The organism is Pseudoxanthomonas broegbernensis (assembly GCF_014202435.1).
GTDB lineage: Bacteria > Pseudomonadota > Gammaproteobacteria > Xanthomonadales > Xanthomonadaceae > Pseudoxanthomonas > Pseudoxanthomonas broegbernensis.
Window position 1 is genome coordinate 618,865 of sequence record NZ_JACHGU010000002.1, and the last position, 25,710, is coordinate 644,574.

Below are 25,710 nucleotides of genomic sequence, written 5' to 3' on the forward strand. Positions count from 1 at the left end.
TGGCCGGCGGCGAGCGGCCTAGGCTCGATTGCCCCGGCAGGATGCGGCAAGGAGATCGTCCAGCGGCGCGCCGTCGCGCCCAGGGGCGTTCCTGCAACGCGGAGCGGGCTACCAGCGGTCCTCCAGGAAACCCGGCCGGCAGGCGAACCACGCCCCGGCCAGCATCACCCCCACGCACAGCGCCAGGAAGGCGAACGGCAGCGTCCAGCCGTGGCTGCGCGCCTGCAGCCAGCCGAACAGCAGCGGCCCCGCGCAGCTCAGGCTGTAGCCCATGCCCTGCATGAAGCCGGACAGCGCCGCCGAGCCGCTGGGGCCGCGCGTGCGCAGGTTGATCAGGGTCAGCGAGATCGGGAAGGTGCTCGGGCCCAGCCCCAGCAGCGAGACCCACAGCAGCGGGGCGGCCATTGGCGCCCACAGCAGCCCGGCGAACGCGGACAGGTGGCACGCGGCGCAGGCGATCACGATCGGGTAGGGGTTGCGCATCCGCACCGCCACCGACGGCATCGCCAGCGCGCTGACCAGGCCCAGGGCCGCGAACAGCGCGACCATGGCGCCGCCGAAGGCGCGGCTGGCGCCGGCCTCCACCAGCAGCTTGGGCAGCCAGGTGAACATGGCGTAGGTGACCAGCGAGGTCATCCCGAACATCAGCGCCGCGCCCCAGCCCAGGGCGGTGGCCCAGACCCGGCCGCGCGCCGGCGGCGCGGCCAGCTCCGGCGCCTCGTCGCCACAGGCGACCGCGCGCTCGTGCAGCCGCGCCAGGGCGCTGTCGGCGCGGCGCTCGATCCGCAGCACGCCCAGCCACGGCAGCATCGCCGCCACCGCCAGCAACGTCCACACGCCCATGGAGATGCGCCAGCCGGCCGCCTCGGCCAGCGGCACCGCCAGCAGCGCCGGCAGCATGGTGCCCAACTGCAGCATGGTGATGTACAGGGTGCTGACCGGGCCGACCCGGTCGGGGAAGTAGCGCTTGACCAGCGGCGGCAGGATCACGTTGCCGATGCCCATCCCGGCCAGCGCCAGCGCCGAGCCGGCCAGCAGGCCGCCGGTGCCGCCGGCCAGCGAGCGCCACAGCAGCCCGGCCGCGGCCAGGGCCATCGACAGCAGCGCGGTGCGCTCCAGGCCCAGGCGATGGGCCAGCCGCGGCGTGCCGATGCCGGCGGCGGCGAAGGCGGCGGTGGGGATCATGCCCAGCACGCCGGCCACGGTGGTGCCGAAGCCGAACTGCTGCCCGAGCACGTCCAGCAGCGGCGTCAGCGAGGTCACCGCGGTGCGCAGGTTGAATGCGGACAGCAGGATGCCGCACAGCACCAGCAGCCGGCCGGGGATCCGTGCGGAGGGGGAAGCGGGGGAGGTCTGCGCGTTCATCGGCCTTGCCGGGAGCGGCCCGCGAGCAGGGGGCGGCGGCGCCGTTTCCAAAAAATGCAAAGACCGGCACGAGGCCGGTCTGCGTACCGCATCGATAACCGTTGGTCGGGGAGACAGGATTCGAACCTGCGACCTCTACGTCCCGAACGTAGCGCTCTACCAGACTGAGCTACACCCCGACAAGGCCGCCCATGATACTGGATGGACTTGGACGTGGGCAACAACGACGGCCGGTTTTTTTCGCAGACGCTCAGTCGGCGCCGTCCGGGCCGGCCCCGCCGCGGGCCTGCGCGTCTTCGCGCATCTCGAACCACATGCCGTTGAGGATGGCGAAGCTGGCCGCCAGGCCCACGCCCAGGATCCAGGAGAAATACCACATGGCGGGACCTCCTTGCGGTCAGTAGGCGTTGGGGTTTTCTTCCAGCGAGTCGGCGCTGACCTTGCCGCGCAGCACCCGGTACACCCAGGCCGTGTAGAGCATCACGATCGGCAGCAGCAGCGCGGTGACCAGCAGCATCACCCACAGGGTCAGGCGGCTGCTGGAGGCGTCCCACAGGGTCAGGCCGGCGTCGGGCAGGCTGGAGGAGGGCAGCAGGAACGGGAACACGGCGAAGCCGAAGGTCAGCACCGTGGCCGGCACTGCCATGCTGGTGCACACCAGCGCGGGCCCGCCGCGGCCCAGGTACAGGAAGTACGCGCCCAGCACCATCCCGGCCACCGCGCCGACCGGCGCCAGCCACAGCGCGGGCACCGCCCGGTAGTTCTCCAGCCACAGCCCGGGGGCGGCCGTCACCGACTTCAGCAGCGGGTTGGACAGCCCGCCGCCGTCGATGGCCGAATCGATCCGGTAGCCCGGCAGCGCCGTCGAGATCCATGCCCCGGCGGCCACGAACAGCACCGCGCAGACCAGCGCCGCCGCGCCGCCATAGCGCGCCGCGCGCACCGCCACCGGCCCGTCGGTCTTGACCAGCAGCGCGGCGGCGCCATGGGCCACCAGCAGCGACAGGCTGACCAGGCCGCAGACCAGCGCGTAGGGATTGAGCAGGGCGAAGAAGCCGCCGGTATACACCGGCCGCAGCGTGGCCGGCTCGAAATGGAACGGCACGCCGAGCTGCACGTTGCCCACCGCCACCCCGAACACCAGCGCCGGCACCGCGCCGCCCACGAACAACGCCCAGTCCCAGGTGGCGCGCCAGCGCGGGTCGGCGACCTTGCCGCGGAACTTGAAGCCCACCGGACGCAGGATCAGCGCGAACAGGATCAGGAACATGGCCAGGTAGAAGCCGGAGAAGCTGACCGCGTACAGCGCCGGGAACGCGGCGAACGCGGTGCCGCCGCCGACCACCAGCCAGACCTGGTTGCCCTCCCACACCGGCCCGACGGTGTTGACCACCAGCCGGCGCTCGGGATCGGTCCGCGCCACGAAGGGCAGCAGCGCGCCGACGCCCAGGTCGAAGCCGTCCATCACGGCGAAGCCGACCAGCAGCAGGCCCAGCAACAGCCACCAGATCACCCGCAAGGTGGCGTAGTCCAGGGGAATGAATTCGGCCATTTCTCGGTTCTCCCGGTTCAGCCTGCGTCGCCGCCGGATTCGACCGGCATCACCGGCGCGGTCGGCCGTTCGTGCGCGGGCTGGCCGCCGCCGCCGTCGCCCGAGCCGCCGAAGCGCAGCATCGGGATGTCCTTGGGGCCCTTGCGCACCGTGGCCAGCATCAGCCGCACGTCGATCACCGCCAGCACCGTGTACAGCGCCACGAAGCCGGTCAGGGTGATGAGGATGTCGCGCAGGGCCAGGTGCGAGGCGGCGTAGAAGGTGGGCAGCACGCCTTCCACCGCCCAGGGCTGGCGGCCGTACTCGGCCACGAACCAGCCGCACTCGATCGCGATCCACGGCAGCGGCAGGCTCCACAGCGCCAGCTTCAGGAACCAGCGCCTGCCCTCGAAGCCGCGGGTGCTGGCCAGCCAGAAGGCGAAGGCGAAGAAGGCGATGAAGTAGAAGCCCAGCCCCGCCATCACCCGGAAGGTCCAGAACAGCGGCGCCACCCGCGGCACCGTATCCAGCGCCGCCTGCGCGATTTCCTCCTCGGTGGCGTTGCCGATGTCCTCCCGGTAGCGCTTGAGCAGCAGCCCGTGGCCCAGGTCCGCCCAGTGCCGCTCGAACACCGCGCGCGCCTGCGCGTCCCCCGGGTCGGCCTTGACCCGCTGCAGCGCCGCGTAGGCCAGTTGGCCGCCGCGGATGCGGTGCTCGGCGCGCTCGACCAGCTCCAGGATGCCGGGGATCTCCCCGTTCAGCGAGCGGGTGGCGATCAGGCCCATCAGCCAGGGGATCTTCACCTCGAAGCGGTTGTGCTGGCTGCGCTGGTCGGGCAGGCCGAAGGCGGTGAAGTCGGCCGGCGCCGGTTCGGTGTGCCACATCGCCTCGATCGCGGCCAGCTTCATCTTCTGGTGCTCGGTGGCCGCGTAGCCGCTCTCGTCGCCCAGCACCACCACGCTCAGCGAGGCGGCCAGGCCGAAGCTGGCGGCCACCGCCATCGAGCGCCGGGCCAGTTCCGCGTGGCGCCCGCGCAGCAGGTACCAGGCGCTGATCGACATCACGAACATCGCCCCGGTCACGTAGCCGGCGCTGACCGTGTGCACGAACTTGGCCTGGGCCACCGGGTTGAACAGCACCGCCACGAAGTCGGTGATCTCCATGCGCATGGTGTCGGGGTTGAAGACCGCGCCCACCGGGTTCTGCATCCAGCCGTTGGCGACCAGGATCCACAGTGCGGAGAAGTTGGCGCCCAGCGCCACCAGCCAGGTCACCACCAGGTGCTGGACGCGGCTGAGCCGATTCCAGCCGAAGAAGAACAGGCCGATGAAGGTCGCTTCCAGGAAGAAGGCCATCAGGCCCTCGATCGCCAGCGGCGCGCCGAAGATGTCGCCCACGTAGTGGCTGTAGTAGGCCCAGTTCATGCCGAACTGGAACTCCATCACGATGCCGGTGGCCACGCCCATGGCGAAATTGATGCCGAACAGCGTGCCCCAGAACAGGGTCATCTTGCGCCAGACCTCGCGCCCGGTCATGACGTACACGCTCTCCATGATCGCGATCAGGAACGACAGCCCCAGCGTCAACGGCACGAACAGGAAGTGGTACATCGCCGTGAGCGCGAACTGCAGGCGCGACAGCTCCACGACGGTCGGATCGAACATGGCGGCCACACCCCACGCGACGGCGGACGGGTACAGCCTACTCCTGGTGCATGTGTGTTTCGGGTGGACGGATTGTCCCACCCCCTCGCCCGGCGCGGCCGGGGCCGGCTATTCGCCGGGCTTGGCCGCCGCCCCGGCGCCCTCGGAGGAGGCGCGGCGGACCAGGGTGGCCTCGCGATGGGCGATGTAGGCGTTGGCGACCAGGATCACCAGCGCGCCCAGCACCGTCCAGCGGTCCAGCGATTCGCCGAACAGCAGCCAGCCGAACAGCACCACGATGGGCAACTGCATGAAGCTGATCGGGGTCAGCGCCGAAACCTCGCCCAGCTTCAGCGCGCGCGTCCACAGCATGTGCCCGCCGGTGCCGAGTACGCCGGCGGCCACCACCCACACCCAGACGATGCCGACCGGCCACTCCCACACGCCCAGCGCCGGCACCAGCGACATCGGCACCCACAGCAGGGTGGTGTAGATGACGATGCGGTCGGCCGGCTCGGTGGCGGAAAGCTGCTTGATCTGGATGGCCACGATGCTCGACAGCAGCGCCGCCATCAGCGCCACCAGCGTACCCATGCTGAAGCCGGCCGAGCCCGGACGCACGATCAGCAGCACGCCGACGAAGCCCAGCACCACCGCCGCCCAGCGCCGCGCGCGGACCTGCTCGCCCAGCATCGCGGCCGCGGCGATGGTGACGAACAGCGGCGTGGCATAGGACAGCGACACCGCCTGCGCCAGCGGCAGGTGGCCGATGGCCCAGAAGCCGGCCAGCATCGAGCACACCCCGACCAGGCAGCGGAACAGGTAGCGTGGGAACTGGGTGGTGCGCAGGAACGCGGGGCCGTGGCGCAGCAGCAGCGGCAGCGCCGCGAGCAGGCCGAAGAAGTTGCGGAAGAAGGCGATCTCGAAGGTATGCAGGCTGGCCGAGGCCAGGCGGATGGCCACCACCATCAGCCCGAACAGCGCGGTGCTGCCCAGCATCAGCAACGCCGCGCGCAAGGGCGTGGGCAGGCGCTCGTTCATCGCGTACGCGCGGGCATGGCGGTCACCAGCACGCGCCGACGATGCGCGGCTCCGGCTCCAGGGCCACGCCGAAGCGCGCCTGCACCGCGCCGGCGATCCTGCGCGCCAGCTCCAGCAGTTGCGCGCCGCTGGCCCGGCCGTGGTTGACCAGCACCAGCGCGTGCGCCTCGGAGACGCCGGCATCGCCCTCGCGCTCGCCCTTCAGGCCGCAGGCATCGATCAGCCAGGCGGCCGAGAGCTTGTGCGTGTCCGCGCCCTGGCCGGGGAAGGCGGGCATGCGTGGATGCGCGGCCAGCAGCGCCTGCGCCTGGGCCGCCGGCACCACCGGGTTCTTGAAGAAGCTGCCGGCGTTGCCGGCGGCACCGGGGTCCGGCAGCTTGCGCCGGCGCAGGCGGATCACCGCCTCGGCCACGTCGCGCGCGGTCGGCGCGTGCGTGCCCGGGTCCAGGCCCATCGCCGCCAGTTCCTCGCCGATGCCGGCGTAGCCCAGGCGCGGGCCGGCCGGGTGCGCCCGGCCCTGGCGGGACAGTTCCAGTTCCACCGCCGCCACGATCCAGCGCTCGGGATTGCGCTTGAACAGGCTGTCGCGGTAGCCGAAGGCGCAGGCCTGGCGGCCCAGCCGCACCCACCGGGCCTCCTGCCGGTCCCAGGCCTCGACCGCCAGGATGCTCTCGCCCACTTCCACGCCGTAGGCGCCGATGTTCTGGATCGGGGCCGCGCCCACGCTGCCCGGGATCAGGGCCAGGTTCTCCAGCCCGCACAGGCCCTGGTCCAGGCTCCACATCACCAGGCCGTGCCAGTCGGCGCCGGCCTGGGCGCGGACCCGCACGACCGGGCCGCGGTCCTCGACGATGCCGACGCCGCCGGCGCGCAGCTCCACCACCGCCCCGGGCGCGTCGCCGGCGAACAGCAGGTTGCTGCCGCCGCCGAGCATCAGCAGCGGCAACCCGCGGATCTGCTCCAGCTCCAGCGCTTCCGGCAGCGAGGCCAGTTCGTTGACCCGCAGCAGCCAGGGCGCCCGCGCGGCCACGCGGAAGGTGTTGCGCGCGGAAAGATCGGCGTCGGCCTGCAGGTGGAAAAGGGCGGTCACGTGGGGTCGGCCGTGCCTCGGCTGGGGGATTCCTTGCGCCGGCGCATCGCGTCGATGCATTCGCCGACCAGTTCCGGGCCGCGGTACACCAGGCCGGTGTAGCACTGCACCAGGCCGGCGCCGGCGGCCATCTTGGCCACCGCGTCGGCCCCGGAGAGGATGCCGCCCACGCCGACCAGCGGGATCGACTCGGGCAGGCGAGTGCGCAGCCGGCGCAGCACCAGGGTGGCCTGGCCCATCAGCGGGGCGCCGGACAGGCCGCCGGCCTCGCCGGCATGGCGATGGCCCTGCACCGCGATCCGGGCCACGGTGGTATTGGTGGCGACCACGCCGTCCACCTCCAGGTCCGACAGCACCCGCGCGGCGGCGTCGATGTCGCTGTCGCTCAGGTCCGGGGCCACCTTCACCAGCATCGGCACCCGCTTGCCGTGCTGCGCGGCCAGGCGCTCCTGGGCCTCGCGCAGGGTGCCGACCAGGCGGCGCAGGGATTGTTCCTCCTGCAGCTCGCGCAGGCCGGCGGTGTTGGGCGAGGAGATGTTGACGGTGACGTAGTCGGCCAGCGGGTAGACGCGCTCGAGGCAATGCAGGTAGTCGCTGGCCGCGTCCTCGTTGGGCGTGTCCTTGTTCTTGCCGATGTTGATGCCCAGCAGGCCGCCCTTGCGCCGCGCGCGCGCGACGTTGCGCACCAGCGCGTCCACGCCCTCGTTGTTGAAGCCCAGGCGGTTGATCAGCGCCTGCTCCCGCGCCAGGCGGAACATGCGCGGCCGCGGGTTGCCCGGCTGCGGGCGCGGGGTGACGGTGCCCACCTCGACGAAGCCGAAGCCCAGTGCCAGCAGCGCGTCGATGTGGGCGCCGTTCTTGTCCAGGCCGGCGGCCAGGCCGACGGGGTTGGGGAAGACCAGGCCCAGCAGCTTGGTCGGCAGCGGCGGCCGCTTGCGTGCCAGCAGGCCGACGGTGCCGCTGGCCAGGGCCAGGTCTAGGGCCTTCAGGCCGATCCGGTGGGCGCGTTCGGCATCCAGGCCGAAGAGGAAGGGACGGGCGAGGGAATACATCGGGCGGCGCGGCTCAGTTCAGCGTGGCCAGCCAGGCCATCCCGCCCAGGAACAGGAACACCACCAGCACTCCCGCCACCCACAGCGCCGTCGCCAGCCAGCCCAGTATCAGGCCGCCGATCGCCAGGCCGTCCCCGTCCAGCCGCCCGCCGCTGTTGCGGATCTCCTTGCGCGCCATGTGGCCGGTGACGATGGCCACCAGCGTGCCCAGGAACGGGAGCAGGGTCCAGCCGAGGATGCCCGAGACGAGGCTGGTGATGGCGAGACTGCTGGTCTGGCGGGTCGAATTCATCGCAGGGATTCCTGGCAGGGGACGGGGCGCACGGATGCCGGGCCGCGGGCGGACCGGGTCGCAGGCGGCTGCGGGGGAACAGCGCTGCGTGCGGGGCGTGATTATTCCAGAACGCGACCGCGGCCGCGTGCCCCGGTGCACGGAAATCGCGGCCGCGGCGCTCCGGCCATACCGGTGCGGCGCGAGGGCGGGAAGGCCGCGTGCGTTTTGGCGGCCCCGGTGGGTGCCTCAGGGTCGTCGTGCCCGGGCCGTCGTGCTAGGGCCGGACCCGCCCGCGAGGGCCGCGGTGCCGATTGGCCCGGGTCGGACGGTGGCGCGGCCCGGCGCGATCGCGCGGCCGGGCCGGGCGCCGGCCGGCCGTTGCGGCGCCTACAGGTCGAAGCGGATGCCCTGGGCCAGCGGCAGCGAATCGGACCAGTTGATCGTGTTGGTCTGCCGGCGCATGTACACCTTCCACGCGTCCGAGCCGGACTCGCGGCCGCCGCCGGTGTCCTTCTCGCCGCCGAAGGCGCCGCCGATCTCCGCGCCGGAGGTGCCGATGTTGACGTTGGCGATGCCGCAGTCGCTGCCCGCCGCCGAGAGGAAGCGCTCGGCCGCCTTCAGGCTCTGGGTGAAGATCGAGGACGACAGGCCCTGCGGCACGCCGTTCTGCATCTCGATGGCCTCGTCCAGCGTGGCGTACTTCATCACGTACAGGATCGGGGCGAAGGTCTCGTGCTGCACCACCGCGTCGCTGTTCTTCAGCCCGGCGACGATGGTCGGCAGGACGAAGTGGCCCGGGCGGTCCAGCGCGGTGCCGCCGGCGACGACGGTGCCGCCGGCGGCCTTGGCCCGTTCCACCGCCGCCAGGAACTGCTCCACCGCGCCGGCGCTGTTGAGCGGGCCCATCAGGTTGGCGGTGTCCAGCGGATCGCCGATCTTGCCCTCGACCTGCTTGTAGGCCCTGACCAGCGTGTCCAGCACCGAATCGTAGATCGACTCGTGCACGATCAGGCGGCGGGTGGAGGTGCAGCGCTGGCCGGCGGTGCCCACGGCGCCGAAGACGATGCCCGGGATCGCCAGCTTCAGGTCCGCGGACTCGTCAAGGACGATCGCGTTGTTGCCGCCCAGCTCCAGCAGGCAGCGGCCCAGGCGGCGGGCGACCTTCTGCGCCACGCCGCGGCCGACCTGGGTGGAGCCGGTGAAGCTGATCAGCGGCACGCGCGCGTCTTCCACCAGCTTCTCGGCCAGCGCGGTGCCGGCGTCGTTGACCAGGAAGAAGATGTCGGGGAAGCCGCCCTCCTTCAGCGCCGCGTTGCAGACGCCCATCGAGGCGATGGCGGTGAGCGGGGTCTTGTTCGACGGCTTCCAGATGCACACGTCGCCGCAGATCGCCGCCAGGAACGCGTTCCAGCTCCATACGGCGACCGGGAAGTTGAACGCGCTGACGATGCCGACCAGGCCCAGCGGGTGGTATTGCTCGTACATGCGGTGGCCGGGGCGCTCCGAATGCATGGTGTAGCCGTAGAGCATGCGGCTCTGGCCCACGGCGAAGTCGGCGATGTCGATCATCTCCTGCACCTCGCCATCGCCCTCGGCCTTGCTCTTGCCCATCTCCAGGGCGACCAGCGAGCCGAGCGCGTCCTTGTGCCGGCGCAGGGCCTCGCCGCACAGGCGGATGGCCTCGCCGCGGCGGGGCGCGGGAACCGTGCGCCACTCCTTGAAGGCGGCCTGGGCGCGGGCGATCACCGCCTCGTAGTCGGCCTCGGTGGTGGCCTGGACCTGGGCGATGACCTCGCCGGTGGTCGGGTTGGCCGGGCGCAGGACGCCGGCGCCGGTGGCGTCGGACCAGCGGCCGTCGCCGAGGTAGGTGCCGGGATTGGTGGCGCGCAGGCCCAGGGCCTGGAGCAGGGAAGCGGACATGGGATCTCCTGGAGTCGGTGCGGGCGCAAGGCCCCGAGACGTGCCGCGCACCGGGAGCGGGGCGGCGTCTTCATGCGTGGCGCGATTCTAGCCCAGGGCCCGTGCATGGCCCGCGCGCAACCGCATTGGCCGCGCCCGGGCGCCATGCGACAATCCACGGCCGTGGCCCCGTAGCTCAGTTGGATAGAGCGTCCCCCTCCTAAGGTGGAGGGTTAGAGAGGCTCAGAAGATCTGCAATATCTCCTTGATTTTACATGGGATATAGGCGTTGACGGTTCGACCAAGAAGAGCTATGTAAAAGTCGCCGTCTTGCAGGCTTGTGTCCCAAATCTGTCCCAGCAAAAGAGCGTTCCCTTCGGCTGCCCCTATTCTTCAGATATCACGGGCACCTGCGAGCAGGACACCCCAGTTGCATGAGGGCGCCTCGCTTCTTGTGGGCGAGATTGAATCGTGTCAACGCAATCATGCCGTGGGCGCTTGGTAGGCTTCTGCCAAGTAGCGCAAGGCGCTCTTATCCGCCTTAGTAGTGGCCAGGAATGCACGAATTGCTATCAGGCTCTTCGGCCCCAAACCCTTGATGTCCAGTAACTCCGTGTCGCTGGCCTTGTCCATCTTGGCCAAGGTATTGAAGCCAGCATCGAGCAACGCATCGCGCACTGGCTTGGAGGCAGGCAAGAGGTGGATGGTGCGCGGCAATGCGTCCTCCACTAGGTCCTTGGCGGTATGAAATGTGCGGTAGGGCGTGCCACCTGGTCCGGTGCCCTTGGCGAGTGCCCGCAACGCAGCCTCTTTCTCTTGAATCGACTCATTGCCCTCGGTGATCAAGCGATAGGCTATGAGGAAGGCTAGGTAGTCACCGCCATCAAAAGGGATGTGGCCGATTTCTGAGGCCATGCCAACGCTATCGAGGAAGTGTTCGCCTAGATCGGGTAACCAGATGCCCTCCCACATCTCCTCAGTTATGGTTGGTGGGCCGCCCGGTGTGCGCGAGACCGTGCGTCCGTGTTGTTTTAGGACTGCTAGCGATGTTCGACGTTGCATCGTGGCACTGAACCGCCAGCCGGTGATAATGTCCTCATTGCCCGATACGGAATCGTGCACGGGCATATCGTGCCGTTGCGAATAGGGCGATGGAGTGGGCTGAGAAGAACCACCGAACAGACGGCGCAGAAAGCCAATCACGAGCCGTCTCCAAAGAGCTTGTTGGCAATGGTCACCATCTGCTGGGTTTTCTCTTCACTGAGGTCAGGGTGGGTCCAGAAATGAGTTTGGCGGCATTCGCGGATGCCTTCATCCTCAACGAAGATGGCGGCGCAGGTGGAGACGGCGACTGTCGAAATGCGGCCCGTGGATAAATACCGCAATAGCGTGTTGTGGAAGTGAGTGACGAAATTTATGTTGCACTCATTGAGCCCATAGGCCGCGTGTTGAATGGTTGACGCGGTCACGATCTGATCGGGTGGAATAACCAGGTCTTCAATAGCTACGGCCAGAATGCCCGGTAAACCCGTGGCTTCAATCTGTGCAACACCTTGTGAGAATGGCTTGGTGGCGTTCTTTATGGAGTAAAGCCGTTTGCAGGCAACGGCGATGTCACCCGCAGGTGTGCTGACCACGATGTCGGGTTCGGCCAGCATAGAGGGAAGGCCTCGTTCATTGAGCTGCTGCCACAACTCCAGCTCCCACAACTTGTTCTTGGCCAGTGAGGAGATGCGGGAGAATGGGTCGAGGCTGCCTCGGCCAAGGTCCGCCAAATGCCTGGCGCGGTTGGGGTCATTGGCCAAGGGGAGAGCAGCCCAAGCAATCTTGTCCAAGTGTTGTCCCCGAATTAGCGGCACCGGGTCGCTATCGCTCACGATGGTGCCGCCTTCCCAGTCATTGGCCAACTTAATGGCATGGGAAATAAGTTGGGCCAGTGAGCTTTGTGGATGCAGTGGAACCCCAGCCTCCGCATACAGGGCCTGTAAATCCTGGGCGGATTTGCGCGCATCCAAAAAGGTAGAACTCAGGCGATGAATAATGCTTCGGTCGAGGACGCTCATGGCCCAAGTATGGAGTAGGGGGCGAGGAGGGCTGTTGCCGTCGGTGCCCTGGAAGTCCGGACGGCTCTCCAGGTTGTTGGTCGCATGCGGACACCTATCGACAGTTCAAGGAGACAGACGAAGCTGGGGCGCTAAATGGATTCGGCGCCACGGTGCCTACGGAGTTCCTTGGGCTAACCTCGTAGAGTGATGGCATGGTCAATCGAAAGTCGGGACATTGCGCAGCTGCACATGCAGCCCCAATCCAGTTTTCGCATCGAGCACCAATTCTTGCTCGAATTCAGTTAGTCCTTTGACCCGTTGAATATCGATGCGCCGCAATTGTTCCAATGCCTCATCCACTGTGTCGTGGGCAGCAAAATGTGGCCGCAGTTTTTCGGCTATCTGAAGTGGCACCCCATATTCATCGAGCGCGACTAGGCCGCTGGTTGAGAACATGTTTTCAACGGAGGCAGCATAAGCTGAGTAATCCCCTGCAGTGCCGAGCCAGTCTCTATAGATGGCTTCCTGGATGCGATGCAATGCCATCAAGTATCGAGGAAAATGAAATCCTGCCCATGTTCGAACAAAATCGAGCACATCTTCAACAGCGCGATCCGCATCTGGAGATTCTTGCTCGGCTAGCTCTCGAACAATCAGCCCTTTTACGCTTCTGGCTTTCGCGAGACGGTTAAGTTTTAGAGCTAGTTGACTTCCGGAAACTACGCCGCCACCTATGCGCTTCTTGCCTATAAAGAATTTCCAGATGAGTTCGCAGGTGTATTTCAATTGATCATAATCAGGAAAGCCTGTCCAACGGAGATTCGCAAAGCCCGCCGAGCCTTGGGCTTGTAGGTGCTTTGCAAGATCGTTTTGGGCTGCCGGGTCAATGCCGGCGTTGCTTCGAAGAACTTCGAAACTCAGTAAGGAGTGCGCTTCTAACGCATCAATTCGAGCTCGTGATCTGGGGGACAAGAACTCATCGTCAAGTTGGATCAAGAGCGATTCTGGAGTCGAATCATCTTGATTTACGAGCGGGATGTCGACAAATGGAAGGTCTTCTTGGGGTGGGGTATTGAAAAGAAATACGCGCCCAACAAAATGCCGCAGCATGCGTCCTGAGCGTCCCCTAATATTATTGAAGGTGAAGAAGTCGAACTTTTTCTGAGCTACACGATTGTCAAAAACGATTACGTTCTTGGCCTTAGTGTTTACTCCTTCAATTAAGGTGGATGTGCATACCAAGAAGGGAAGCTGCCCTTTGTTGAATTGACGAACTGCATATTGAGCTAGTGCACGAGGAACCTTGCCGTGATGGACGCCGATGCCGGTGAGAAAGCCCCGCGCAACCGCCCAGTCCGGGTGGTAGTTGGCAGCTAACCAGTCATATGCGCCCTTTAGTCTTCCGCCATCTGAGCCCACTCCTGCTGCGGCTAGGGCTGTTGCGACTCGTCGTGCACTTGCCGGGGAAGCGCAATAGATGAGTGTGGAGTCATTGAGTGCTCGGCATAGTTCGATCAGGGTTCCTTTGCTGTCTCCTTCACCCGTATGGACATGCACTTGCTCGGTCACAACGGTGGCATAGTCTGTGTCAACAAACGACGATCCTGTGAGATTAGCCAGTCCGTCAGGGATCTGTTTGATGCTGGGTCCAAGCATGTAGAACTGGGCTCCAGTCTTCAGTAAGCGGTGGAGCGCCTGATTAAGGAGAAGGGCTCGATCTATGTCTTGCCGTGGGTCAAGTTTATAGAATTCGTCAATAACGAATAGGTCAATTTTTGGCAAGTTATCTACGTCTAATACTCGTTCCTGAGTCATGACGAAGATGTTGTTTGTTTCCAGCTTCTGAGTTGGATGTGTCAATAATTTGAAATCTCGGCCGAAGCGTTCTGCCAGCCTGCGGCGTGTCTCATCAATTAAGGCAATCGTGGGCACGACAACAGCAATATTTCTGTATTTCTTTGATGCGATCAGGGCATCAATAAGAAGGCTCTTTCCAAAGCTTGTTGGGGCACTGAGAACAATGCTTTCTCCATTAAGAAGGCGTTGATATACTTCAGCTTGTTTTCGATGGAGGACAACATCAGTCATCCCATTGGGACGATGGGCTTCGAGTGCCAATTCATCCCGAACGCTTAGATCGTCATTTGCGATGTAGGGGTATAGTCCTCTGGCCCGAGCTAAGCTCTCAACGATTACGCCACATTCACCGAATGACGCCTTGTTCTCCAATGCATACAGAATGGCAGCTTGGATGGCGATGTCATCAAACTTGCCAATGGCTGCGCGACTAACCATTGAGGCGAGTTCTTGTGCAGCCCGAAAAGGATTAGCCTCAATCGACTTTGGGTCTGATAGCGCAATAGAAGATTCGGTGCTCATAAAGCTTTCATCGCCTCCAGCTTCGCGTGAAGCTCCTCGACTAGGATCTTCTTTGTCTTCAACGGAACTAGGAATAGGTGAATTCTGTGCGGAATTGCGCTTGTGCGCGTATCAAATCTTTCCTTGATATTTCGCATTTCCGCCACTAATGCCTCTTTATATTCTTCCGAAAAAGATTCATGCTCGGCAGTTGACTTTCCGTCATATGTTAGAAGCACTGGGATGCAAAATGCATTGAACACTTGATCCAAAGAAGTTCTTTCATCCAAAAGTGCCATCAGCTGCTGTGCGTGAGGCCAGTGCTCGTCAACTTTATTCAGAATTGCTACGAATTCACTTCGAAGATAATCGGCCGCCAGGTGCTGTTCCAGCTCACCAGTCACGTCTCGAATTGCGGCGGATATGTCTTCATAGAACTTAACTTCACCAAGCCAGAGCTCTAAGCCGCTCGCTGAGGGGACAACATGCACCGCATCAAATCCTTTGACGGTGTCATTCGCTGCATCCTTGTAGTAAATCTTGGAAACTGCAGGCAGCGTGTTCATGGTCATCTTCAGGATGACATGGAGTAGTAGCTCTCCAAACTCGCCACGGTTTTTGAACTTGCCAGTGCTATAGACGGCTTTGGCCGCCTTTCTGATCATTCTTACGGCAGACTCGTGCCCAATCTCGCTATATTCACTATAGGTAAGGCAGAAATCTGGAAGTGATTCCATGAGGTAATCGGCAAGTGCTGAATGTCTCCACTTTTTCGCTTCATAGCCCGCGCATAGGCCAGTGATTGATCTATCACTGGCAAGTTCATGCAAAACGAGTTGTAACATCCCCTGTTCTCATGGCTTGAGACGCTGGTGCCCCAAAGATTACGGTAGCAGAATTCCAGTCAGCTCCGTCATTGTCGGCATACTGTTTGTGTGTGTCGGTTGAGTGGGGGCTGGCACGACTTGAAGGTTTGTGCCGTAGTGCCTCGATCGAGGGCATGGCGAAACCCATCTATTTCTTTGCGTTATGCCACTTTGGTGGCCAAGAATCTGCATTGCTGAATACTGATGGTTGTTCGCATCTCAATCAGCGTGGACAACTGATGCGTCCAATCGCAATTCAGTGATCAAGAGGGACCGATCTGGCTAACCCCAGGGTGCGCCGCCAGTCCAATTCCACCTGAGGGTGGCTGGGGTAGCAGCAGCACCGATCGCAATGTTCTTTGGGGTGGTGGGTGCCATGCGGTATCCTTTTCTGACTGGCCCCGTAGCTCAGCTGGATAGAGCGGTCGCCTCCTAAGCGGCAGGTCGCGCGTTCGAATCGCGCCGGGGTCACCATTCCCTTTCGATGGTCTACCGGAGGGTGCCGTCGTGCTCAATAGGACGGGCGGGCCCCGCCGGGTGGAGCCTAGGGGTTGGGCCGCCGCTTGGGCTGAACCGCACTGGGCAGGACATAGTCATTTGTCCCAGACGTGTCCCAGAATTGTTCGTGTATGTAGCGCTGGCCCATAAAACAAGGGGTTTCCCGCAGCGCACGGTGCCCCTCCTAAGGGGAAGGTCGCACGTTCGAATCGTGTCGGGGCTGCCACTTCCCCATGTCCGGGCCGTCACCGGCGCGGGACGACTCCGTAGGAGCGCCCCCGGCGCGATGGGCTTTTCCGGACATGGCCGCGCGTACGCGAAGGGGGCGCGCCCAAGGGCGCTCCTACAAGTGAAGATGGCGGCATGCGGGGCGCCGATCGGCGACAATACGCGCCCCGCACGTCCCCGCTTCCATGTCCCGACTCCAGTTCCAGCTCCAGGCCAGCGACGGCGCGGCCCGCCGCGGCCGCCTGTCCTTCCCGCGCGGCACGGTGGAGACGCCGGCGTTCATGCCGGTGGGTACCTACGGCTCGGTCAAGGGCGTGCTGCCGGACCAGGTCCGCGCGCTGGGGGCGCAGATCATCCTCGGCAACACTTTCCACCTGTACCTGCGCCCGGGCCTGGAGGTGATCGGCGATCACGGCGGCCTGCACGGCTTCACCCGCTGGGACGGGCCGATCCTCACCGACTCGGGCGGCTTCCAGGTGTTCTCGCTGGCGCACCGGCGCAAGATCACCGAGCAGGGCGTGACCTTCGCCTCGCCGACCGATGGGGCCAAGGTGTTCCTCGGCCCGGAAGAGAGCATGCGCATCCAGCGGGTGCTCGACGCGGACGTGGTGATGATCTTCGACGAATGCACGCCGTACCCGGCGGCCGAGGACGTGGCCCGGCGCTCGATGGAGCTGAGCCTGCGCTGGGCGCGGCGCTCGCGCGACGCGCACGACGAACTGGGCAACGACGCGGCGTTGTTCGGCATCGTCCAGGGCGGGGTCCACCCGGAGCTGCGCAGCCGCTCGCTGGACGGGCTGCAGGCGATCGGCTTCGACGGCTACGCCATCGGCGGGCTGGCGGTGGGGGAGCCCGAGCACGAGCGCAACGCCATGCTCGAGCACCTGCATCCGCGCCTGCCCGCCGACCGCCCGCGCTACCTGATGGGCGTGGGCCGGCCGGAGGACCTGGTCGAGGGCGTGGCCCGCGGGGTGGACATGTTCGACTGCGTGATGCCCACCCGCAACGCGCGCAACGGCCACTACTTCACTTCCTTCGGCACGGTGCGCATCCGCAACGCCAGGTACGAGCGCGATCTGGACCCGATCGAGCCGGGCTGCGGCTGCGTGGCCTGCGCCGGCGGCTACACCCGCAGCTATCTTCGCCATCTGGACCGCTGTAACGAGATGCTCGCGCCGATGCTCGGCACCCTGCACAACCTCTGGTACTACCAGAAACTGATGGCGGACATGCGCGCGGCCATCGCCGAGGGGCGCTTCCAGGCGTTCCGCGATGCGTTCCATGCCGCACGGCGAGGGTAGGGGTCCGGCGGGATCGGGACCGAAAGGCGTTAGGGGCCGGGCACAGCCGGCGACCGTCATCCCCGCTTGCCGGCCATTGCATGGTCCGGGCCATGCCGCCGACCGGAGTCGGCTCCTGCAGAAGGGATGAGGGTGAGCGGTGGCATGCCGAGGGCAAGGCGCCGGCGTCCGCCCGGGAACCCTGAGCGGCCAGAACGGTCGCACCCAAGGCTTGCAAAGGGCCGGGCGCGCCCCTATGGCATAATCCCCCGCTATTTTCCGCACGACACTGGAAGACCCCATGAGCCTTCTCGCCTCCCTGGCCCCGACCCCCGTCCTCGCCGCTGCGCCGCAGGGCGGCGGCCTGGGCATGCTGCTGTTCCCGGTCATCCTGATCGCGATCATGTACTTCCTGATGATCCGCCCGCAGATGAAGCGGCAGAAGGAGCACCAGGCCATGCTCGGCAAGCTCTCGCGCGGCGACGAGGTGCTGACCAACGGCGGCGTGGCCGGCGTGGTCATCGACATCGGCGACAACTTCGTGACCGTGGAAGTGGCCGACAACGTCCGCATCCGCGTGCAGCGGGCCGCCATCGCCAACGTGCTGCCCAAAGGCACCTTGAAGTCCGCCTGATCCTCCCGTCCCACCGCTGAGCGTGGTCCCGCGAGGCGGGACCGCGCGGGGTCCCGCAATGCTCGAATTTCCCCGCTGGAAATATTTCGTCATCCTGCTGGTGCTGGTGGTCAGCGCGCTGTACTCGCTGCCCAACGTCTACCAGAACGACTATGCCGTGCAGATCACCGCCAACCGCGGCGCCAGCCTGGACGAGGCCCTGCGCGACCGCGTGGAAGGCGACCTGAAGGAAGCGGGCCTGGTGCCCAAGTCGGTGGCCATCGAGGGCGACAGCCTGATGGTGCGCCTGACCGACCCCGAGGCGCAGACCCTGGCCGCCGACACCCTGCGCACCGGCCTGGGCGAGAACCACACCGTCGCCCTGAACCTGGCCTCCAACGTGCCGGACTGGCTGGACATGCTGGGCGCCAAGCCCATGGTCCTGGGCTTGGACCTGCAGGGCGGCGTGCACTTCGTGCTGCAGGTCGACCAGAAGGCCGCGCTGGAGAAGCGCGTGGACGCCTACGTCGAAGACGTGCGCGTGACCCTGCGCGACAACCGCATCCGCTACACCGCGGTGGACCGCCGCGCCGACCACGGCATCGGCGTGTCGCTGGCCTCCGACGCCGACCCGGCGCGGGCCCGCGAACTGCTGACCAAGGCCATGCCGGCCCTGGGCGTGAACATCCAGGGCAACCGCCTCACCGTGGTGATCCCGGAGGCGGAGCTGACCCAGATCGCCGGCTCGGCGATCGAGCAGAACATCACCACCCTGCGCAACCGCGTCAACCAGTTGGGCGTGGCCGAGCCGATCATCCAGCGCCAGGGCAACGACCGCATCGTGGTGCAGTTGCCGGGCGTGCAGGACACGGCCGAGGCCAAGCGCATGATCGGCGCCACCGCCACCCTGGAATACCGCGCGGTGATCGACGGCAACGCTTACGACGCCCTGTCCACCGGCCGGGTGCCGCCGGAAGCGAAGATCTACTACCGCCGCGACGGCAGCCCGGTGCTGCTGAGCAAGCGCGTGATCGTCACCGGCGACCAGATGGTGGCCGCCACCAGCGCCATCGACCAGAACGGGCAGCCGGCGGTCAGCGTGACCCTGAACAACGTCGGCGGCGACCGCATGTTCGACTTCACCAGCCAGAGCGTGGGCAAGCCGATGGCGGTGGTGTACACCGAGCGCATCCCCCAGGTGACCACGGTCAACGGCGAGGAGGTGCGCAGCTTCCGGGTCAAGGAAGAGGTCATCTCGGTGGCCAACATCAACGGCGTGTTCGGCAAGAACTTCCAGACCACCGGCCTGGAGAAGGGCGAGGCCGACGACCTGGCCAAGCTGCTGCGCGCCGGCTCGCTGGCCGCGCCGATGGACTTCGTCGAGGAGCGCATCGTCGGCCCCAGCCTGGGCAAGGAGAACGTGGAGCGCGGCGTGACCGCGGTGCTGTACGCGTTCCTGTTCACCCTGGTGTTCTTCGGCGTGTACTACCGCATGTTTGGCGTGCTCACCGGCCTGGCGCTGCTGTTCAACCTGCTGATCGTGGTGGCGGTGATGTCGCTGTTCGGCGCGACCATGACCCTGCCGGGCTTCGCCGGCCTGGCCCTGTCCATTGGCCTGTCGGTGGACGCCAACGTGCTGATCAACGAGCGCATCCGCGAGGAACTGCGCGCCGGCGTGCCGCCCAAGGCGGCCATCGCCGGCGGCTACGAGAAGGCGTCCGGCACCATCCTGGACGCCAACCTCACCGCCATCCTCGCCGGCGTGGCGTTGTACGCCTTCGGCACCGGCCCGCTCAAGGGCTTCGCGGTGACCATGGTTGTCGGCATCATCGCCTCGATGTTCACCGCGATCACCGTGTCGCGTGCGCTGGCGGTGCTGATCTACGCGCGCCGCAAGAAGCTCAAGTCCCTGGCCATCTGAGGGAAGGAACCAGAACATGAAGATCTTTCCCCTGACCCTGATCCCCCACGACCCGCGCATCGGCTTCATGAGGATGCGCTGGGTGGCGATGGCCGCCGCGGCGCTGCTGTGCGTCGCCTCGGTCGCCGGCATCGCCATCCATGGCTTCAACTACGCACTGGACTTCACCGGCGGCACCGTGGTGGAGGTCCGCTTCGAGCATTCGGCCAGCGTCGACGACGTGCGCGAGCGCGTCGCCCACGCCGGCTACGAAGGCGCGCAGGTGCAGAACTTCGGCAGCGGCAGCGACCTGCTGGTGCGCCTGCAGCCGCGCGATGGCCAGACCACCACCGATGCCAACAACCGCACCGCCCAGGAAGTGATGGCCGCGGTGGACACGCCGGAGAACAGGGCCACCTTGCTGCGCACCGAGTTCGTCGGTCCGCAGGTGGGCAAGGAACTGGCGATGAACGGCCTGTACGCGGCGATCTTCGTGGTGGTCGGCTTCCTGATCTACATCGGCTTCCGCTTCGAGTTCAAGTTCGCCGTGTCGGCCACGCTGACCACGATGTTCGACGTGCTGGTGGTGGCCGGCTACTTCGCCTGGAGCGGACGCGAGTTCGACCTGACCGTGCTGGCCGGCCTGCTGTCGGTGATGGGCTTCTCGATCAACGACACCATCGTGGTGTTCGACCGCGTGCGCGAGAACTTCCGCAGCCTGCGGGCGGACCCGGACGAGGTGTTCGACCGCTCCATCAACCAGACCCTGTCGCGCACCATCATCACCTCGGTGGTGTTCTTCCTGTCGGTGCTGGCGCTGTACCTGTACGGCGGCGGCTCGCTGGAAGGGCTGGCGCTGAGCCAGATGATCGGCGCGGTGATCGGCACCCTGTCCTCGATCTTCATCGCCTGCCCGCTGCTGACCCTGGGCTTCCTGAAGGTCACCAAGCAGGACCTGCTGCCCAAGGCCAAGGACGAGGCCGCGCTGGCCCGCCGGCCGTAAGGCCCGCGTCGCGGCGCAAACGCAGAAGCCGCCCTCGGGGCGGCTTCTTCTTTGGGCCCCTCGCTGCCGCGATGGCGGACGGTGGATGCCTTCCGAGGTACACGCAGCCGAAGTACGCGCAGCCCGCCGCCGCCGCCGTTGCCGTTCGATGGGGGTCGGCGCGGGGTATGGGCCGCGCGGAGGGCGCCTTGCGGCGCTCTCCTGGGAGGGCTCAGTTGAACGCGGCGGCGTAGCCGGTGTTGACCACCAGTTTTTGCAGCTCGTCGGCGACCTTGACGTTGGCGGCGATGATCTGCCGCGCCTCGGGGCCGCGCTCGTCCAGGCGCGGGGTGCCCGCGCCGCGGAAATCGCAGACCCGGCCGCCGGCCTCGCGCACCAGCAGCACGCCGGCGGCGATGTCCCACGCCTTCAGCCCGGCCTCGAAGTAGGCGTCCAGGCGGCCGCAGGCCACGTAGGCCAGGTCCAGCGCGGCCGAGCCGGTGCGGCGCACGTCCTCGGCCTGCACCAGCAGCGAATCCATGCACTTGAGCTGGGCGCTCGCGCGGGCGCGCTCGCGCGGCGGGAAGCCGGTGCCGACCACGGTGCCGGCCAGGTCCTTGCGGTCCGCGACGCGGATGCGCTTGTCGTTGAGCACCGCGCCGCTGCCGCGGCTGGCGGTGAACAGTTCGTTGCGCAGCGGGTCGAAGATCACCGCGTCGATCGGCTCGCCGTTGTCGACCAGGGCGATGGAGACGCAGTAGTGCGGGAACCCGCGCAGGTAGTTGCTGGTGCCGTCCAGCGGGTCGATCACCCACTGGAAACGGCTCTGGCGGCCCGGCTGGTGGCCGCCTTCCTCGCCGAGCACGCCGTACTCGGGATAGGCGCGGCGCAGTTCCTTCACGATCGCCTTCTCCGCATCCGCGTCGACCTCGCTGGCGTAGTCCATGCGCTGCTTCTGGACCACGTTGAGCGCATCGAGGCGGTTGATGCTGCGTAGCAGGACATTGCCGCCTAGGCGGGCGGCCTTGACCATGACGTTGACGGCGGGCTTGAGCATGGCGAAGGTTCCCGGAAAGGGCAGGGGGAGGCGCGGACGAAGGAAAAGAGCGGACCGGCGCGCAAGGCCGGCCGCGCAGTTTACCATTTGCGCCATGTCCGCTTCCGCATCGCACGGCCCGGCAGGCCGCATCCGCATCGTCCTGGTCGGCACCCAGCATCCCGGCAACATCGGCGCGGCCGCGCGCGCGATGAAGACCATGGGCTTGTCGAGGCTGGTCCTGGTGGCGCCGGAGAAGCCGCTGGACGAAGCCGCCTACCGGCGTTCGGCCGGCGCCGAGGACGTGCTGGGCCAGGCGCCGGTCCTCGCCACCCTGGCCGAGGCGGTGGCCGACTGCCGCCTGGTGCTGGGCTGCACCGCGCGCAGCCGCCGGGTGCGGCTGGAGGAACTGGAGCCGTCCGCGGCCGCGGGCCGCTTGCTGGACCTGGCCGCCGAGGGGCCGGTGGCGCTGGTGTTTGGGCGCGAGCGCACCGGGCTGACCAACGAGGAACTGCAGTTGTGCCATGCCTCGGTCCACATCGCCTCGGACCCGGAGTTCAGCTCGCTCAACCTGGCCGCGGCGGTGCAGGTGCTGGCCTACGAGGTCCGGCGCGCGCTGCTGGGGGCGGCGCCGGCGCAGGCGCCATCGCCGCGAAGCGACGAGCAGCCGGCGACCCACGAGCAGGTGGAGGGCTTCTTCGCCCAGCTCGCCGACACCCTTGACGCGATCGACTTCCACAAGGGGCGCGCGCCGGACTCGGCCATGCGCAAGCTGCGCCGGTTGTTCCTGCGCACCGACCTGACCGTGCACGAGGTGCGCCTGCTGCGCGGCGTGCTGGCCGATGCGCAGCGCATGGCGCGGCTGGCCCGGGAGGCCGGGAACGCACATCCGCCGCTGTCCCCCTGAACGGCTTTCCGCTAGGCTTCGCGGATATGGAACGGGTTGGATTTTCGTCCGGCGTGCGCAGGGGTATCCAGGCCGTATGCTGGGTGCTGCTGGCCGCCCTCTTGCCGATGGCGCCGCATGCGCGGGCGTCCGAGGACTCGCACGTGCTGGTGCTGGGACGGATCAGCGACGATCCCCGCGCCCACTACGACCAGCTCAAGGCCCTGCTCGATTACGTGGTGCCGCGCATGCGCGAGGTGGGCATCACCGAAGGGCGGGTGCTGATGGCGCGCGACGCCCAGCAGATGGCCAGCTACCTGCGCCGCGGCCGGGTCGACTGGGTGACCGAGACCGCCAGCACCGCGGTGCAGTTGCAGCAGCGCGCCGACGCCCGGCTGCTGCTGCTGACCGAGCGCAACGGCGTCAGCCGGTACCGCACGGTGTTCTTCGCCCGCCGCGAAAGCCCGGTGCAAGACCTGGCCGGCCTGCGCGGCCACACCCTGGCGCTGCAGAGCATCGCCTCCACCAGCGCCTACCAGGTGCCCATGATCACCCTGCTCGAGGCGGGGCTCACGCCCGAGATCCTGCTCGGCCCCGGCGACCAGCCCGCGGCCGACCGGGTGGGCTACGTGTTCGCCCGCTCGGAACTGAACATCTCGGCATGGGTGCACAAGCGCATGGTCGACGCCGGCGCGATCAGCGACCTGGACTGGAACGACCCGGAGCGGGTGCCGCCCGCGTTCAAGCCCTTCCTGAAGGTCATCCACCAGACGCCCACCTACCCGCGGGCGCTGGAACTGGTGCGCGCCGACATGCCCGTGGAGGTGGAGGCGCGCCTGCGCGAGGTGCTCCTGCAGGCGTCCCGGGACCCGGCCGCCGCGCCGGCGCTGCGCCTGTTCTTCAACACCTCGCGCTTCCTGCCGCTGGACGATGAGGTCCGGCGTTCGCTGGCGGGCCTGCGCGAAGGCGCCGCACGCGTGCACGCGGAGGTCGAATGAAGTTCCGGCTCGGCCTGCAGGCCCGCTTCCTGCTGGCCATGGCGCTGGTGCTGGCGGTGGTCATGGCGCTGCTGCTGTTGCTGCTGCACCGGCAGAACCTGGTGCAGCGCGAGTCGCAGGCGATCAGCAGCCGGGTCATGCACCAGATGGTGGACGACTATCTGCATTCGCACGGCCGCTCGGTCGCCGAGCACCTGGCCGAAAGCCTGGCCAACCCGCTGTACTACCTCGACCTGGACGCCATCGGCAGGATCCTGCGCGACAACCGGCGCGACGGCTTGATCCAGTACTTGCTGGTCTTCGACAGGCACGGCCGCCTGGTCCACGACGGCACGCCCGAAATAGAGGGCTACGGCGGGGCGATGGACGACCCGCTGGCGGCCGGCGCCTTGGCCGCCGAGCGGACGGTGAGCCAGGATTCGCCGCAGGTGCTGGAGATGTCCGCGCCGATCCGGGTGGGCAGCGAACGCATCGGTGGCGTGCGTGTGGGATTGTCGATGCAGGTCGCGCACGGCTACGAGCAGCGCAGCGCCGAGCGCCTGCGTGCGCGGGTCGAGGAACTGGCCCGCCGCCACCAGGGCTGGGTGGCGCTGATGCTGCTGCTGCTGCTGGGGGTGGCGATGCTGGCCGCGCTGTACGTGCAGCGCATTCTGGTGCATCCCATCCGCCAGTTGGCGGCGGCCGCGCGCCGGATCGAGGCCGGCGACTACAGCGTGCGCAGCCAGGGCAGCGCACGCAACGACGAACTGGGCGACCTGGTCCGCGCCTTCGACCGGATGAGCGAGAGCGTGGCCCGCCACGACCGCGACGTGCGGCGCATGGCCTATACCGACGCGCTCACCGGGCTGACCAACCGCCTGGCCTTCCGCGAGAACCTGGACCACCGGCTGATGCGGCTGCGCGGCTCCGGCCGCCAGTTGGCGCTGCTGTTCGCCGACATCGACGACTTCAAGCGGGTCAACGACACCCTCGGCCACGAGGCCGGGGACGAGGCCCTGCTGCAGTTCGCCAACCGCATCGCCGAGGCGGTGGGCAGGTACGGCGGCGACGATGCGCTGCTGGCGCGGTTCGGCGGCGACGAGTTCGTGATCCTGATCCAGGAGGGCGAGGTGCGTTCCGCCGCCACCCGCCTGGCCGAGGTGCTGGTGGCCGAGCTGCGGCGCCCGCTGGACATCCACGACCGGCAGGTGTTCCTGGGTACCTCCATCGGCATCACCCTGTTCCCCGAGGACGCCTCCAGCGCCACCGCGCTGATGAAGAACGGCGACATCGCCATGTACCAGGCCAAGGTCGCCGGCAAGAACGGCTTCCGCTTCTACAGCCGGGCCATGGACCACGCGGTGGAGCGCCGCGTGCACATGGAGCAGGAACTGCGCGGGGCCTGGGAGCGCGGCGAGCTGAGCGTGGTCTACCAGCCGGTGTGCCGGACCAGTGACGGCCGCGTGGTCGGCGCCGAGGCGCTGCTGCGCTGGCAGCACCCGATGCTGGGCATGATCGCGCCGTCGGTGTTCATCGACGTGGCCGAGCAGAGCGGCCTGATCGAGCAGATCGGCCCGCGCGTGCTGCACGTGGCCTGCACCGAGGCGGTGCGCTGGATGGACCTGGACAGCGGCGAGCGGCTGTTCGTCTCGGTCAACGTATCGCCGCGCCAGTTGCGCCGCGGCGACCTGCCGGACGTGGTGGCCGACTGCCTGCGCGAGACCGGCCTGCCGGCCTCCTGCCTGCACCTGGAGCTGACCGAGACCTCGGTGATCAGCGACGAGCTGCAGGCCGCGGCCTTGCTGGCGCGGCTGCACAGCACCGGGGTGAAGGTCTGGCTGGACGATTTCGGCACCGGCTTCTCCGGCCTGAGCCACCTGCGCCGGGTGCCGGTGGACGGGGTCAAGATCGACCGCAGCTTCGTGGCCGACCTGCAGCGCGACCCTGACGACCTGGCCCTGACCACCGCGATCATCGCCATGGCGCACTCGCTGGGGATCACGGTGGTGGCCGAGGGCGTGGAGAAGGAGGCGCAGTACAACCTGCTGGCCGAGCGCGGCTGCGACCTGGTCCAGGGCTACTGGCTCAGCCACCCGGTCAGCGCCAGCGAGTTCGCCCATTTGCTGACGCAGCGCATGCGCTGACG

21 protein-coding genes and 2 tRNA genes are annotated in these 25,710 nt (G+C 67.0%); 8 read left to right on the plus strand and 15 right to left on the minus strand.

All coding sequences use genetic code 11. The annotated features are described in order from the left end of the window. Positions 1–108 precede the first annotated feature (108 nt). The 14 genes from HNR76_RS06410 to HNR76_RS06475 all read right to left on the minus strand — a co-directional run bounded on the left by HNR76_RS06410 (position 109) and on the right by HNR76_RS06475 (position 15,143). The gene (locus HNR76_RS06410; protein ID WP_162310037.1) at positions 109–1,365 is read right to left on the minus strand and encodes an MFS transporter; all 1,257 of its coding nucleotides are present in this window, start codon (positions 1,363–1,365) and stop codon (positions 109–111) included. A gap of 102 nt (positions 1,366–1,467) precedes the next feature. Next, positions 1,468–1,544, minus strand: a tRNA-Pro gene (locus HNR76_RS06415). A gap of 71 nt (positions 1,545–1,615) precedes the next feature. After that, complete coding sequence (gene cydX / locus HNR76_RS06420) at positions 1,616–1,744, minus strand: cytochrome bd-I oxidase subunit CydX (protein ID WP_162310038.1); 129 nt, start codon at positions 1,742–1,744, stop codon at positions 1,616–1,618. 18 nt (positions 1,745–1,762) lie between these two features. Continuing rightward, positions 1,763–2,917 (minus strand): cytochrome d ubiquinol oxidase subunit II, encoded by a 1,155-nt coding sequence (cydB, locus tag HNR76_RS06425; RefSeq protein WP_162310039.1) that lies wholly within the window; start codon positions 2,915–2,917, stop codon positions 1,763–1,765. A gap of 17 nt (positions 2,918–2,934) precedes the next feature. Beyond that, positions 2,935–4,560 carry a cytochrome ubiquinol oxidase subunit I gene (locus tag HNR76_RS06430; protein WP_162310040.1) on the minus strand — a complete coding sequence of 542 codons (1,626 nt, stop codon included), beginning with the start codon at positions 4,558–4,560 and terminating at the stop codon, positions 2,935–2,937. A 108-nt stretch (positions 4,561–4,668) separates the two neighbouring features. Beyond that, positions 4,669–5,580, minus strand: coding sequence for a DMT family transporter (locus HNR76_RS06435; RefSeq protein ID WP_162310041.1), 912 nt, complete (start codon positions 5,578–5,580; stop codon positions 4,669–4,671). Positions 5,581–5,602: 22 nt separating this feature from the next. Beyond that, a complete protein-coding gene (gene murB / locus HNR76_RS06440; protein WP_162310042.1) occupies positions 5,603–6,670 on the minus strand; it encodes a UDP-N-acetylmuramate dehydrogenase in 1,068 nt (355 codons plus the stop codon). Then, on the minus strand, positions 6,667–7,722 hold the full coding sequence (locus HNR76_RS06445; RefSeq protein ID WP_162310043.1) for a quinone-dependent dihydroorotate dehydrogenase: 1,056 nt from the start codon (positions 7,720–7,722) through the stop codon (positions 6,667–6,669). Before HNR76_RS06445 ends, murB begins: the two co-directional genes overlap by 4 nt. A 13-nt stretch (positions 7,723–7,735) precedes the next feature. Further along, the gene (locus HNR76_RS06450) at positions 7,736–8,014 is read right to left on the minus strand and encodes a DUF4190 domain-containing protein (RefSeq protein WP_162310044.1); all 279 of its coding nucleotides are present in this window, start codon (positions 8,012–8,014) and stop codon (positions 7,736–7,738) included. Between the two features lie 369 nt (positions 8,015–8,383). Further along, on the minus strand, positions 8,384–9,916 hold the full coding sequence (gene amaB, locus HNR76_RS06455; RefSeq protein WP_162310045.1) for an L-piperidine-6-carboxylate dehydrogenase: 1,533 nt from the start codon (positions 9,914–9,916) through the stop codon (positions 8,384–8,386). A gap of 462 nt (positions 9,917–10,378) precedes the next feature. Further along, positions 10,379–11,098, minus strand: a complete 720-nt coding sequence (locus tag HNR76_RS06460) for a helix-hairpin-helix domain-containing protein (RefSeq protein ID WP_162310046.1) — start codon at positions 11,096–11,098, stop codon at positions 10,379–10,381. After that, complete coding sequence (locus HNR76_RS06465) at positions 11,095–11,958, minus strand: hypothetical protein (protein ID WP_162310047.1); 864 nt, start codon at positions 11,956–11,958, stop codon at positions 11,095–11,097. Before HNR76_RS06465 ends, HNR76_RS06460 begins: the two co-directional genes overlap by 4 nt. 198 nt (positions 11,959–12,156) lie before the next feature. Beyond that, positions 12,157–14,319, minus strand: coding sequence for a DEAD/DEAH box helicase (locus HNR76_RS06470; protein ID WP_162310048.1), 2,163 nt, complete (start codon positions 14,317–14,319; stop codon positions 12,157–12,159). Further along, positions 14,316–15,143: a HamA C-terminal domain-containing protein gene (locus tag HNR76_RS06475; RefSeq protein ID WP_162310049.1), complete on the minus strand. Its 828-nt coding sequence runs from the start codon at positions 15,141–15,143 to the stop codon at positions 14,316–14,318. Before HNR76_RS06475 ends, HNR76_RS06470 begins: the two co-directional genes overlap by 4 nt. 418 nt (positions 15,144–15,561) lie before the next feature. On the opposite strand from HNR76_RS06475, the gene HNR76_RS06480 reads away from it, so the two are divergent. The 5 genes from HNR76_RS06480 (at position 15,562) to secF (ending at position 20,686) form a co-directional block, all read left to right on the plus strand. Then, positions 15,562–15,638: transfer RNA gene (locus HNR76_RS06480), tRNA-Arg, on the plus strand. 437 nt (positions 15,639–16,075) lie between these two features. Further along, on the plus strand, positions 16,076–17,191 hold the full coding sequence (tgt, locus tag HNR76_RS06485; RefSeq protein ID WP_162310050.1) for a tRNA guanosine(34) transglycosylase Tgt: 1,116 nt from the start codon (positions 16,076–16,078) through the stop codon (positions 17,189–17,191). A gap of 280 nt (positions 17,192–17,471) precedes the next feature. Continuing rightward, positions 17,472–17,804, plus strand: a complete 333-nt coding sequence (gene yajC / locus HNR76_RS06490; RefSeq protein WP_162310051.1) for a preprotein translocase subunit YajC — start codon at positions 17,472–17,474, stop codon at positions 17,802–17,804. Between the two features lie 58 nt (positions 17,805–17,862). Further along, positions 17,863–19,704: a protein translocase subunit SecD gene (gene secD / locus HNR76_RS06495; protein ID WP_162310052.1), complete on the plus strand. Its 1,842-nt coding sequence runs from the start codon at positions 17,863–17,865 to the stop codon at positions 19,702–19,704. Positions 19,705–19,720: 16 nt separating this feature from the next. Then, on the plus strand, positions 19,721–20,686 hold the full coding sequence (gene secF / locus HNR76_RS06500) for a protein translocase subunit SecF (RefSeq protein ID WP_162310053.1): 966 nt from the start codon (positions 19,721–19,723) through the stop codon (positions 20,684–20,686). 211 nt (positions 20,687–20,897) lie between these two features. Here the strand turns inward: secF and HNR76_RS06505 are convergent, their stop codons facing one another. Next, positions 20,898–21,722: an inositol monophosphatase family protein gene (locus HNR76_RS06505; RefSeq protein ID WP_162310054.1), complete on the minus strand. Its 825-nt coding sequence runs from the start codon at positions 21,720–21,722 to the stop codon at positions 20,898–20,900. A 94-nt stretch (positions 21,723–21,816) separates the two neighbouring features. Here HNR76_RS06505 and HNR76_RS06510 point away from each other — a divergent pair, with 94 nt between their 5' ends. From HNR76_RS06510 to HNR76_RS06520, 3 genes are read left to right on the plus strand one after another with little or no spacing between them, the layout of a single operon-like run. Further along, the gene (locus tag HNR76_RS06510) at positions 21,817–22,608 is read left to right on the plus strand and encodes an RNA methyltransferase (protein WP_162310055.1); all 792 of its coding nucleotides are present in this window, start codon (positions 21,817–21,819) and stop codon (positions 22,606–22,608) included. Positions 22,609–22,634: 26 nt separating this feature from the next. Continuing rightward, on the plus strand, positions 22,635–23,585 hold the full coding sequence (locus tag HNR76_RS06515; protein ID WP_162310056.1) for a phosphate/phosphite/phosphonate ABC transporter substrate-binding protein: 951 nt from the start codon (positions 22,635–22,637) through the stop codon (positions 23,583–23,585). Next, on the plus strand, positions 23,582–25,708 hold the full coding sequence (locus HNR76_RS06520; RefSeq protein WP_162310057.1) for a putative bifunctional diguanylate cyclase/phosphodiesterase: 2,127 nt from the start codon (positions 23,582–23,584) through the stop codon (positions 25,706–25,708). Before HNR76_RS06515 ends, HNR76_RS06520 begins: the two co-directional genes overlap by 4 nt. Positions 25,709–25,710 lie beyond the last annotated feature (2 nt).

Excerpts from the sequence above, each read along its gene's own strand:
- HNR76_RS06410 (WP_162310037.1), bottom strand. The coding sequence starts at position 1,365 with ATGAACGCGCAGACCTCCCCCGCTTCCCCCTCCGCACGGATCCCCGGC.
- cydX (WP_162310038.1), bottom strand. The coding sequence starts at position 1,744 with ATGTGGTATTTCTCCTGGATCCTGGGCGTGGGCCTGGCGGCCAGCTTC.
- cydB (WP_162310039.1), bottom strand. The coding sequence starts at position 2,917 with ATGGCCGAATTCATTCCCCTGGACTACGCCACCTTGCGGGTGATCTGG.
- HNR76_RS06430 (WP_162310040.1), bottom strand. The coding sequence starts at position 4,560 with ATGTTCGATCCGACCGTCGTGGAGCTGTCGCGCCTGCAGTTCGCGCTC.
- HNR76_RS06435 (WP_162310041.1), bottom strand. The coding sequence starts at position 5,580 with ATGAACGAGCGCCTGCCCACGCCCTTGCGCGCGGCGTTGCTGATGCTG.
- HNR76_RS06445 (WP_162310043.1), bottom strand. The coding sequence starts at position 7,722 with ATGTATTCCCTCGCCCGTCCCTTCCTCTTCGGCCTGGATGCCGAACGC.
- HNR76_RS06450 (WP_162310044.1), bottom strand. The coding sequence starts at position 8,014 with ATGAATTCGACCCGCCAGACCAGCAGTCTCGCCATCACCAGCCTCGTC.
- amaB (WP_162310045.1), bottom strand. The coding sequence starts at position 9,916 with ATGTCCGCTTCCCTGCTCCAGGCCCTGGGCCTGCGCGCCACCAATCCC.
- HNR76_RS06465 (WP_162310047.1), bottom strand. The coding sequence starts at position 11,958 with ATGAGCGTCCTCGACCGAAGCATTATTCATCGCCTGAGTTCTACCTTT.
- HNR76_RS06470 (WP_162310048.1), bottom strand. The coding sequence starts at position 14,319 with ATGAGCACCGAATCTTCTATTGCGCTATCAGACCCAAAGTCGATTGAG.
- HNR76_RS06475 (WP_162310049.1), bottom strand. The coding sequence starts at position 15,143 with ATGTTACAACTCGTTTTGCATGAACTTGCCAGTGATAGATCAATCACT.
- tgt (WP_162310050.1), top strand. The coding sequence starts at position 16,076 with ATGTCCCGACTCCAGTTCCAGCTCCAGGCCAGCGACGGCGCGGCCCGC.
- yajC (WP_162310051.1), top strand. The coding sequence starts at position 17,472 with ATGAGCCTTCTCGCCTCCCTGGCCCCGACCCCCGTCCTCGCCGCTGCG.
- secD (WP_162310052.1), top strand. The coding sequence starts at position 17,863 with ATGCTCGAATTTCCCCGCTGGAAATATTTCGTCATCCTGCTGGTGCTG.
- secF (WP_162310053.1), top strand. The coding sequence starts at position 19,721 with ATGAAGATCTTTCCCCTGACCCTGATCCCCCACGACCCGCGCATCGGC.
- HNR76_RS06505 (WP_162310054.1), bottom strand. The coding sequence starts at position 21,722 with ATGCTCAAGCCCGCCGTCAACGTCATGGTCAAGGCCGCCCGCCTAGGC.
- HNR76_RS06510 (WP_162310055.1), top strand. The coding sequence starts at position 21,817 with ATGTCCGCTTCCGCATCGCACGGCCCGGCAGGCCGCATCCGCATCGTC.
- HNR76_RS06515 (WP_162310056.1), top strand. The coding sequence starts at position 22,635 with ATGGAACGGGTTGGATTTTCGTCCGGCGTGCGCAGGGGTATCCAGGCC.
- HNR76_RS06520 (WP_162310057.1), top strand. The coding sequence starts at position 23,582 with ATGAAGTTCCGGCTCGGCCTGCAGGCCCGCTTCCTGCTGGCCATGGCG.